Raw genomic sequence first — 10,111 nt, forward strand, 5'->3', positions numbered from 1 at the left:
ATGAACATTCTTGCGCTTGGGCATAAGCGTCTAGCTGTAGGAATCACCTCCGTTTAAGGGAGGTGAGGATGTCAATGGTGAATGACCGCAGTATTAATACCGTAGCTAAAGCCGCAGGGAAAAAAATTGCAGTGCTCGATTACGATGAAGCACAAAAAATCATGGTTCAGCAAGTAGGGGCACAAGCTATCAGTGCAGATGTCACCAATTTTGGTGCGAAGTTTAATAATGGGCAGGTGGATATTATTGGCGCACCTGCTGCGGTATTTAAACCGCTTGAATTGCACAAGGGGTTAGGCAGCAAAGGTGCAATTGTGAATTATCCAATTTTGCAAGTCACTGGGAACATTATTATCCGCCCAGATAAATTTCCGGCAGGTTATGGGCAAAAATCACGTGACTGGGTTAAAACACAGTTACCTCGTGCCTTTAGTATTTTAGGTAAAATGAAAGCTGAAATTCCGACCAAATACTGGATGGATGTGCCTAGCGCAGATCAAGCGGGTTATCAAAAAATGATGCGTGAAGCGCGCATCGACTTAAGTCAGCGCGGTATTTATGACAAACGGATGATGAAGTTATTATGGCAATTTCGCTGCAAACAAGACCCCAAAAACTTTGAGTGTTCATTACAGGACGAGAACTATAAATAGTCTGTAAAATAAATCTTGATAGAAATACTCTGATTTAACTTTAAACTGCGAAGACGGACCATATATTGAATATGTTATACTCAATACATGGTCTTTTCTTTTTAAAGACATCCAAATGACTCAGAGGAATCCATCATGAATGCTCAAGCACTTGTGCTGACTGACAATGCTGCTAACAAAGTACGCCAATTGCGTGACAGCGAAGGTAACCAAGACCTGATGTTACGTGTTTATGTTACTGGTGGCGGTTGTTCAGGTTTCTCTTATGGATTCAATTTCGCTGAAAGCCAAAATGAAGATGATGCTGAATTTGTCAATGCAGATGTAAAAATGCTTGTTGATTCACTCAGCTATCAATATTTAGTGGGTTCAACAGTTGATTATCTAGAAGGTCTAGAAGGTTCTCGTTTCGTGGTACAAAACCCGAATGCAACAACCACGTGTGGTTGTGGATCTTCGTTCTCGATCTAATCTAGATGATGCATTGAGCCATAAAAAAGCCCTCATTTTTAAGAGGGCTTTTTTAATACAAAAAATAGGTTTTAAGCTTCAAATTTCAGCGCTTCTAAAAGATCTAATATCACGGTAGTGACATCTTGGCTGAGTTGGTAATTGTTAAAAATTTCATAGGCTGAAATGGTGATATCAGTATCACTTGGTAGCAAACGCTGTTCTTCTTCAATCAGATCTTTAATCGGCAATAATGTTTGTTTGACTTGCAGATGTATAACATCCTTAAATTCTAGATTTTCATCTTCCAGTTCAATCAGCTGTTCATTAAAGAACGGTAAAAGGACAGCATGGAGGTAGGGTTGAATGTTGGTGATATCAAAAATTTCAATATCTCGGGTTTGTTCAATCGTGCTGATGTGGTCATTCACTTCAATTAAGATATGGTAGTAACTCACATTGCTCTCCACGGAAGATGTAATTAATAGAAGAATTATGGCATATCCACAATAACATGAAATCCTATTTTTTGTTGATGAATCCTGCATTATCCTTATAAGTTGTATGGGATTTTTACAACACCACTCAAATTCACGCGCTAGCGAGAATACAACAAGTTTTGATCGGCGGGCATGAGTTTAAAACCGTCAAGTTGCTGTGCACCTAAAATGGGATACATGAGCGCTGTGGGATCATCGTGATGAGTTAAGCCCAGTGCATGACCTAATTCATGTGCAAGGGTGAGGCGTAAATCTGCTTCCGTATCAAATTGATAGATCTGGATTTGCTTACCCATAAAGATGCCTTTGTGAAATTCCCGACTTGGGAAGCGCTGTACGGCCTGTATTACACCTGCATTATATTGATCAATTTGTTGGTTAAAACTGGAAATTTGTTGATTGAAATGATCATTTTGCTGATTGAAAGCATTAATTTCACGATCTAATTGAGTAGCTTGAGACTGGATTTGATCCAGCTCACGTTCAATACGTTGTAGGTTAGTTCCATTACCCGTTTCAAGCCGACGCCAACTCATCCGTTCTTGGGATAAGCGCAGCATTTCTGCATGGATGAAGGCTTGGCGTGAACGTAATTGCTGCTCTTTGCTTTCTAAGTTTTGACGATGGAGATCTAAATATTCTGCATTTAGATCATTACGGGTTTTCTCCATATTTAATTGGTTTTGAGTTTTCTTATAGGCATTGTAATGTGCTTGGCGTTCATCAAAAATTAAATGAATACTTAGCTGCGCCTGTGGATCATAAACAAATAATGGTTTTAGCGTTCCAGCATGCCAAATATCCGCTGCTTCTTTACTGAGCTGAATAACGTGCTCTGCTGTTAAACCAAAGCGCGGGTCGACGTCTGCAACACGGAAGCGCAATCGCGTGTCGAAAGGATGGGATATTCGATCCCAAGTAGAATTAAATTTAAGCTGTGGGTGACGATGACTTTGGAGCATCCAAAACGCAGTGTAAATCAGGATCAAAGCAATGAAAATAAAGCGCATGATGGTGGTTTGTCATTATTTTTAAATAATGTAGCTGAAATGATCTGTTAATGGAATTCTACTTTTTGAATCGATAATTTAATTCAGTCGCTATCTAAGATTGATTCTTTTTTTTGAGTCTTAGGTTCGAGATAAATGTTTGAATTGAATATTAAAAATATTTAGTCTATATTTTTAATATTCAATGGTTTTCATGGCCTGACTGTACTCGTAAAAATAAGGGGCACAAAATTTTAGCCCATAAAAAACCACGCCGAAGCGTGGTTTTTTAGATTAAAGTGACAACTTATTTTTTATCATCTTTAACTTCAGTGAATTCAGCATCGACAACGCCGTCATCTGCTTTTTGTTGTTGACCTTCACCGCCTTGGAAAGCGTTAGGATCAAAACCTTCAGCACCACCTTGAGCACCTTGCGCTGCTTCATAAGCACGCTGAGTGATTGGCATGATGATGTTTTGAAGTGCTTCAGTTTTCGCTTTGATGTCTTCGACGTCATTTTCTTTCGTTGAAGCTTCAAGCTCAGTTACAGCAGTTTCGATTGCAGTTTTTTCGTCTGCAGTTACTTGTTCGCCAAGATCTTTAACTGCTTTTTGCGCAGAAGATACAAGTGCATCTGCTTCGTTACGTGCTTTCGCTAACTCTTCAAATTTGCGGTCTTCTTCAGCATTCGCTTCAGCATCTTTGATCATTGCTTCAATTTCAGCATCGCTCAAACCAGAGTTTGCTTTAATTTGAATCGATTGCTCTTTACCTGTGCTCTTGTCTTTTGCAGATACTTTCAAGATACCATCAGCGTTGATGTCGAAAGAAACTTCAATTTGTGGCACACCACGTGGCGCAGGTGGGATGTCGCCTAATTGGAAGTTACCGAGCAATTTGTTTTGCTGTGCCATTTTACGTTCACCTTGGAACACAGAAATGTCTACAGCAGGTTGATTGTCAGCAGCTGTTGAGAACACTTGAGATTTCTTCGCAGGAATCGTGGTGTTTTTCTCGATGATTGCTGTTAACACGCCACCCATAGTTTCAATACCAAGTGTAAGCGGTGTTACGTCAAGAAGAAGTACGTCAGTTTTGTCACCTGAAAGTACCGCACCTTGAATTGCAGCACCCATTGCTACTGCTTCATCCGGGTTCACGTCTTTACGTGGTTCACGACCAAAGAATTCTTGAACTTTTTGTTGAACCATTGGCATACGTGATTGACCACCAACCAAGATTACGTCAGAGATGTCAGAAGTCGAAAGACCTGCATCTTTAAGCGCAATACGGCAAGGCTCAATGGTACGAGCCACTAAATCAGCCACTAAGCCTTCAAGTTTCGCACGTGTTACGTTGATCACTAAGTGTTTAGGACCCGTTGCATCAGCTGTGATGTATGGCAGGTTGATTTCAGTTGCAGTTGCAGATGAAAGTTCAATTTTTGCTTTTTCAGCTGCTTCTTTCAAACGTTGTAACGCAAGTGGATCTTGTTTGAGGTTAACACTTTGCTCTTTCTTAAATTCTTCAACCAAGAATTCAATCAATGCGTTATCAAAGTCTTCACCACCAAGGAAAGTATCACCATTGGTTGATAACACTTCAATTTGTTGGTCGCCATCAAGATCTGCGATTTCGATGATTGATACGTCGAAAGTACCACCACCCAAGTCGTATACAGCAACTTTGCGGTCGCCTTCTTTTTTGTCCATACCGAACGCTAAAGCAGCAGCTGTAGGCTCGTTGATGATACGTTTAACTTCTAAACCAGCAATTTTACCTGCATCTTTAGTTGCTTGACGCTGCGCATCGTTGAAGTAAGCAGGTACAGTAATTACTGCTTCAGTGACTGTTTCACCTAGGTAATCTTCAGCAGTTTTCTTCATTTTTTTCAGAACTTCTGCAGAGATTTGCTGTGGTGCAAGCTTTTTGTCGTTTACTTCAACCCAAGCATCGCCATTGTCTGCTTGGATGATTTTGTAAGGTACAAGGCCGATGTCTTTTTGTACAGCTTGGTCTTGGTACTTACGACCGATCAAACGTTTGATCGCAAATAATGTATTTTTAGGGTTAGTTACTGCTTGACGTTTAGCAGATTGACCCACAAGGATCTCGCCATCTTTATACGCAATAATTGATGGCGTTGTGCGTGCGCCTTCTGCGTTGTCGATTACTTTAACTTTGTCGCCTTCAAGTACCGCAACACAAGAGTTCGTTGTACCTAAGTCAATACCAATGATTTTAGCCATTTGGATGTTTCCTCTAAAATTCTTTTACAATGTTTTCGCTTGTTATCCGATATGAGAGCCAATCAAAAATTTTCAAGTAATATTGGAAAAATTTTTAATAAATTCTCAATAATTGGGGTTTAGGCACCTACCATCACCATAGCAGGGCGTAATAAACGACCATTTAAGCTATAGCCTTTTTGCAATACCGTACCGATTTGATCGGCCTTAGCAGTTGGGTCAATTCCAACAGCTTGATGAAGCTCGGCATTGAAACCATTTGCTGTGTCTACTACAACCACACCGAATTTTTCTAAGGTGGTTAATAATGATTTCAGGGTAAGTTCTACGCCTTCAGACAAACCTGACTTTTCTTCACCTGCAGCAGCAATTGCACGCTCAAGGTTATCGACAGATTCAAGTAGCTCTTTTGCGAATTTTTCAAGAACAGTATCTTTATGCTTTTCAGATTCGCGTTGAATACGCTCTACACTTTTTTGTGCTTCATACACAGCGTTGGCAGTACGTGCTTTCTCAAGCTTTAAATCACCTTCAAGTTGAGCGATTTGTTCTTGTAAAGACTCAACGGTAACCTCAGCTTGCTCGTTTTCAGCTGGAGCTTGCTGTTCTACTTGCTCTTGCCCTAGATCTTGAGCGTCTTGGTTTTGCTCAGTCGCCATTGATTTACTCCGTTTAAATGGGTTTTTAAACATGTTCAGTCCTATAGCTATGCGTTCAAACGACATCAATGCGGAACTGCCATGCGTTTTGAATTCATGATTAATAAAAGAAATCGGGGCAGCAGTTAAAAATTCAAGCGAAGTCAGCGATTAATTGCAGTTTTTTCATGAAAAAAGCTGACTTTCTAAAGAAATAAACCAATTTTAGATCAATCGATAAAATTATAAATTATTGATTTGAATGGTGAAGTATATTTCAATCGGATTACTAAATCATATCGATGCGTTTTAACCGTTTCTCATTGTTTATCATCTTATGCATACTACAGATATTGGAAGTGACCATATCCGCTGGAGAGAGGGGATATGGTGACGACCAGCAGTTTTAGAATATGCTGTTTTTAGGCTGATTCCCCAAGGATCAGCTTTTTTTTTGTCCAGAAAATATATTGGTTGATATTTAGACATAAAAGCTCTTAATTTCAGTTTTATAAAGTATTTCTCAAAAAATGATCAACAGACTAATATTGTTTTCAGATTCTGCTGTTGTTTCTTCTGATTGATTCAAATGTGTTTTCATAGCCTGCTGTTCTCATCAGCAGGCTTTTTTTTGCCTTAAATTTATAAAAACAAAAACTTAAGTAACTAAGCTGCATGGTTTTGTTGGGATTTGTTTTTCATAACATTATATATAAAGTCTAAATTATTTTAGATATTTTAAAAAATATTGATATAAAACAAACGACTTTAATAATATTTTTATCGAGATAAAAGCTGGATTCAGTGTGTGCTGTGATTAATAAAAAATTGCATAAGCCATACCTTCATCCGTAAAAACTACAACTCAGAAGGTGAGAACTTCACAGAATTATTTCCCATGATGAGTCGGGCAAAGATGAGCTTTGCTTTTAAGAGTTAATTTAAGGAAATATTCAAGATGAAGAAAACAGGTTTACTTCTTTTGGCAGTGATGGGTTTCGGTGTAGCAGCAGTAGGTTGTTCTTCACAGGAAACAGTCGAATCTCCAGAAACTGCACAAGTGACAACTGGAGCTGAAGTACAGGTTTCATCTGAGCAATCTGGTGCTGTGGTTCAAGCCGATCCTTCTGTACAAGGCGTGGAAATTCAATCTGAACCGGTAGCACCCGCAGCTGAGCAACCGATGATTCAACAATAATGGTTAGATAATAATAAAGGTATTTGAATAGCGCTGAGTTGTGGTTTTATCATTCAGCAAAGCATGGACAGAAGATCGGATGCCTCTTCTGTCTATTTTTATTACAGCCGTATTGTCCTATTTACAGGGATTGGGCTTCGATGTGAAGAGTTGCCACTTATATAAAGAAAGCGTATCCATGGATACGCTTTTATTGATTGAGGGAAATATAGGATTACTGACGGTTTTCCCATGATTTACGATGATCTCGATCCCTGTCGTGTTGATATTTCCGGTTGTGTTCAAGTTGCTGCTTCCTACGTTGCTCTTGTCGACGCTCCCAAGCGCGGCGGTCTTGATCATAGCGATGGTCGTAACGACGATCATGACGATGGTCATTATCACGATCATAGCGGTGGTCATAGCGCTGATCATAACGTCCGTCATAGTAATCATCATCAGGAAATGCGACGCAGCCTACAGCCAAAAAAGCAGTCACAATGGACAGAAGGATTATTTTTTTAGCCATGCTGAATATCCTTTATCTAAAATGGGTTAGCAAAATCAACCCATGAAACTCAGGTAAATTGTCAATGACAACTCTATAAAAGAAGATTAGCTTAATTGAGTCTGTACTATGTATATCGATGTTTAGACTTATATGTGAATATGGTCACATCAGCCCATGATCATGTAGAAAGTATGAAGAGCAATAATCAAAGGATATGGCATGTTTGCTTTAAATGAATCATTAAAAAATTTCACAGAGAAAGGCCAAGGTACGGCTGCACGTTTATTAGATCGACTTCCCAATTTTGCCAAAGAAAGTTTAGCCAAACGACTCGATTATCCTTTTATTTTTCCTGAACTCGATCCGCTGGTGAAATGTATGATGGCGGCCCAGCTGAAACAGGGCAAGTCCGGTTTTATTACGCTAGATTATCAACAATCGCGTAAGCAGTTTGAACTGCAAATGGAATCGATAAAATCAAAACCAACGGCGGTAAAATACGTTCAGGACCTTCGTTTACCTTTACAAAGCGGAACGGTATTTGCACGACATTATCATCCTACACCAAATAAAAAGTTGCCGATGATCGTGTTTTATCATGGTGGTGGCTTTGTGGTCGGCAGTTTAGATACGCATGATGAAGTCTGTCGTTTATTGGCTGTGCATGCCAAGGTACAGGTCTTGAGTATCGATTATCCGCTTAGTCCTGAAGCGAGCCCTGCGCAATTAATCCAAAGCTGTGAAGATGCATTGGCATGGACTTATCAAAATAGCCGTCAATTGAAGATTCTAAAAAATCGCATTGCGGTTGCGGGGGATAGTGCGGGCGGGAATATTGCTACCGTGGTGGCGCAGCGTAGTGTGAAGAAAGCTTTTGCTCCACAAGCTCAATTGCTGATTTATCCTGTGGTTGATTTCAAAAGTCGTCATCCGTCATTCTATGCCTATAAAGAAGGGTTGGTCTTAACTGAACGTGATATTGATATCGTGACAGAACTGTATCCACGCACCCACAATGTCGCATTGGACGATCCATTGGTTTCACCAACCTATGGCCAGTTTTTGGGTCTTGCACCCACCTACCTAATTACAGCAGGACATGATGTTTTACATGATGAGGGTGAAATCTATTCGCACAAACTGCGTCAGCAAGGCGTGAAAGTGTTTTATCAGGAATATACTGACCAAACTCATGGCTTCATTAACATGACGCCGGTATCGCATCGTGCAAAAAAATACGTCATCGAGGTAAGCGAAAAATTCCGTAAGTTTTGGGATAAGCACAGCTAAGTATTTTAAATTATTTACGTCAAACTGGTGTTTCACGTGAAACACCAGTTTGACTTCAGTACATGACTATTTATCTTTAATGGTTGCGGGTGGAAAAACCAAATTAAACGTCGGCACATAAAAACTTTGCAATAAACGTGCTTGTGAAAAGTCGGGAAAGATCGCTTGGGTATTTTCCCATTGCACGCTGGCAAGTTTAGAAATACGACCTCGAAACTGCGGTGAAAATTGATAGCGTTTACCTTGCCAAGCTTGTCGTATCTGTAACATTGAGGCTGGGATGTGATGACTGTTTATATAGAAAGAACGTGTGCTTCGGGTTTTCTTTAAATGAATCTGCATTTTTTGTTGTTGGAATTGGATGGTACACACCAGTTCCTGTTGATGTTGCTGCCATTCGAACTGGGCCAATTCTTTGGGGATTCCCCACAAATATTGTCCATGGACAACAGAGGTTTCTGTCGAGACATAGATTTTAGGAATAGAGCTGAGTCTTTTCTTACTGAATAAAGGGTGGTCCATAATCAGTAATTCATCATAGGGGCCAACAGGGGAGTCGTGATAACGTATCAGTAAGACTTGGACGACTCGACCGAGCGACGAAGGAGCCAAACGGAAAGCTTGCGCTTGCTGAATAAAAGTCGGTGAGATCCAATAATTCAAAATAAAAGCATCACCGTGTAAATGCCAAGGTGGGAAGTGTTCAATCTTCGCGTATTCCAAAATGCTTGCTGTCATCGCTGTTCTCATTGTAATAATGGCAGAATAGTTACTTTTTAATCATCAAAGACTAATATACAGTCAATAACAAGTACGACTTTAATCAGAAGAGTTAGCAAATGTTAAAACAAGCTTTAATCGCAATCGCTGCAACGACCATTAGTATCAGTAGTTGGGCTGCCAATACCCTTGTAGAAATGAAAACCAATCAAGGCAATATCGAAATTGAACTATTTAATGATAAAGCGCCGATTTCAGCGAAAAACTTTGAAGACTATGCCAAAGCCAATTTTTATAACGGCACGATTTTCCATCGCGTTATTCCGGGCTTTATGATTCAGGGTGGAGGAATGGATGTCAAAATGCAGGAAAAGCCGACGAAAGCCACTATTAAAAATGAATCTTATAATGGCTTAGCCAATAAACGTGGCACATTAGCGATGGCACGAATGAATCATCCTGATTCTGCCAGCAGCCAATTCTTTATTAATGTGGTTGATAATGACTTTCTTAATAAAAGTGCAATGAATGCCGGATATGCTGTATTTGGTAAAGTCACCAAAGGTATGGATGTTGTCGATAAAATTGTCAAAGTACCTACAGCAAACCATGGTATGCATCAAAATGTACCAGTTTCACCCGTGATTATTAATAGTGTGGTGATTAAAACAGCGCCTGCAAAAAACTAAGCAAAATATTTTAAATATAATTTCACATGGTATTTGTTATAAATATCATGTGTTTATATTAATATTGATCATATGGTGTTCTGTTTTGGTGCATAAAAATGAAACACTCATCATTCTTGTGTGTGAAAAGCACTTGCGTGCGTAAATTTTTCCCCTATAATGAGCGCCATACCGACGAGATAGCCGGAACGAACGAAGCGCGAATCGCTGAGTTGTTAGGGTTTATCGAAGTCCAGCTTCTAG

General features: G+C 39.6%; 10 protein-coding genes and 1 pseudogene. 5 read left to right on the forward strand and 6 right to left on the reverse strand.

Translation table 11 applies throughout. The features are described from left to right. Positions 1 to 74: 74 nt before the first annotated feature. Positions 75 to 653 (forward strand): annotated as a pseudogene (locus tag ACN6OV_RS07740) (putative solute-binding protein); the annotation flags it as partial. A 135-nt stretch (positions 654 to 788) separates the two neighbouring features. Next, complete coding sequence (erpA, locus tag ACN6OV_RS07745; RefSeq protein WP_427951584.1) at positions 789 to 1,124, forward strand: iron-sulfur cluster insertion protein ErpA; 336 nt, start codon at positions 789 to 791, stop codon at positions 1,122 to 1,124. A 71-nt stretch (positions 1,125 to 1,195) separates the two neighbouring features. On the opposite strand, the gene ACN6OV_RS07750 is transcribed toward erpA, so the two are convergent. From ACN6OV_RS07750 to grpE, 4 genes are all read right to left on the reverse strand, one after another. After that, entirely contained in the window at positions 1,196 to 1,573 is a 378-nt protein-coding gene (locus tag ACN6OV_RS07750; RefSeq protein ID WP_427951587.1) for a hypothetical protein, read from the reverse strand. Between the two features lie 128 nt (positions 1,574 to 1,701). Beyond that, positions 1,702 to 2,613, reverse strand: coding sequence for a matrixin family metalloprotease (locus ACN6OV_RS07755; RefSeq protein WP_427951590.1), 912 nt, complete (start codon positions 2,611 to 2,613; stop codon positions 1,702 to 1,704). 286 nt (positions 2,614 to 2,899) lie between these two features. Next, positions 2,900 to 4,843 (reverse strand): molecular chaperone DnaK, encoded by a 1,944-nt coding sequence (dnaK, locus tag ACN6OV_RS07760; RefSeq protein WP_427951592.1) that lies wholly within the window; start codon positions 4,841 to 4,843, stop codon positions 2,900 to 2,902. 119 nt (positions 4,844 to 4,962) lie between these two features. Further along, a complete protein-coding gene (gene grpE / locus ACN6OV_RS07765) occupies positions 4,963 to 5,502 on the reverse strand; it encodes a nucleotide exchange factor GrpE (protein WP_427951609.1) in 540 nt (179 codons plus the stop codon). A 937-nt stretch (positions 5,503 to 6,439) separates the two neighbouring features. Here grpE and ACN6OV_RS07770 point away from each other — a divergent pair. Next, entirely contained in the window at positions 6,440 to 6,679 is a 240-nt protein-coding gene (locus ACN6OV_RS07770; protein ID WP_427951595.1) for a hypothetical protein, read from the forward strand. Positions 6,680 to 6,893: 214 nt separating this feature from the next. Here the strand turns inward: ACN6OV_RS07770 and ACN6OV_RS07775 are convergent, their stop codons facing one another. Then, positions 6,894 to 7,187, reverse strand: a complete 294-nt coding sequence (locus tag ACN6OV_RS07775) for a hypothetical protein (RefSeq protein WP_427951598.1) — start codon at positions 7,185 to 7,187, stop codon at positions 6,894 to 6,896. A gap of 201 nt (positions 7,188 to 7,388) precedes the next feature. Here ACN6OV_RS07775 and ACN6OV_RS07780 point away from each other — a divergent pair, with 201 nt between their 5' ends. Then, a complete protein-coding gene (locus ACN6OV_RS07780; protein WP_427951601.1) occupies positions 7,389 to 8,459 on the forward strand; it encodes an alpha/beta hydrolase in 1,071 nt (356 codons plus the stop codon). A gap of 66 nt (positions 8,460 to 8,525) precedes the next feature. Here ACN6OV_RS07780 and ACN6OV_RS07785 read toward each other — a convergent pair whose 3' ends face one another. Then, positions 8,526 to 9,197: an acetoacetate decarboxylase family protein gene (locus tag ACN6OV_RS07785; protein WP_427951603.1), complete on the reverse strand. Its 672-nt coding sequence runs from the start codon at positions 9,195 to 9,197 to the stop codon at positions 8,526 to 8,528. 101 nt (positions 9,198 to 9,298) lie between these two features. On the opposite strand from ACN6OV_RS07785, the gene ACN6OV_RS07790 reads away from it, so the two are divergent. Then, positions 9,299 to 9,868 carry a peptidylprolyl isomerase gene (locus ACN6OV_RS07790; RefSeq protein ID WP_427951606.1) on the forward strand — a complete coding sequence of 190 codons (570 nt, stop codon included), beginning with the start codon at positions 9,299 to 9,301 and terminating at the stop codon, positions 9,866 to 9,868. The last annotated feature ends 243 nt before the right edge of the window (positions 9,869 to 10,111 follow it).

The sequence above is a fragment of the Acinetobacter sp. genome, assembly GCF_050285345.1.
Lineage (GTDB): Bacteria > Pseudomonadota > Gammaproteobacteria > Pseudomonadales > Moraxellaceae > Acinetobacter.

What these genes read in the sequence shown, in the direction of transcription:
- erpA (WP_427951584.1), top strand. Translation starts at nt 789, where the DNA reads ATGAATGCTCAAGCACTTGTGCTGACTGACAATGCTGCTAACAAAGTA.
- ACN6OV_RS07755 (WP_427951590.1), bottom strand. Translation starts at nt 2,613, where the DNA reads ATGCGCTTTATTTTCATTGCTTTGATCCTGATTTACACTGCGTTTTGG.
- dnaK (WP_427951592.1), bottom strand. Translation starts at nt 4,843, where the DNA reads ATGGCTAAAATCATTGGTATTGACTTAGGTACAACGAACTCTTGTGTT.
- grpE (WP_427951609.1), bottom strand. Translation starts at nt 5,502, where the DNA reads ATGGCGACTGAGCAAAACCAAGACGCTCAAGATCTAGGGCAAGAGCAA.
- ACN6OV_RS07770 (WP_427951595.1), top strand. Translation starts at nt 6,440, where the DNA reads ATGAAGAAAACAGGTTTACTTCTTTTGGCAGTGATGGGTTTCGGTGTA.
- ACN6OV_RS07775 (WP_427951598.1), bottom strand. Translation starts at nt 7,187, where the DNA reads ATGGCTAAAAAAATAATCCTTCTGTCCATTGTGACTGCTTTTTTGGCT.
- ACN6OV_RS07780 (WP_427951601.1), top strand. Translation starts at nt 7,389, where the DNA reads ATGTTTGCTTTAAATGAATCATTAAAAAATTTCACAGAGAAAGGCCAA.
- ACN6OV_RS07785 (WP_427951603.1), bottom strand. Translation starts at nt 9,197, where the DNA reads ATGACAGCAAGCATTTTGGAATACGCGAAGATTGAACACTTCCCACCT.
- ACN6OV_RS07790 (WP_427951606.1), top strand. Translation starts at nt 9,299, where the DNA reads ATGTTAAAACAAGCTTTAATCGCAATCGCTGCAACGACCATTAGTATC.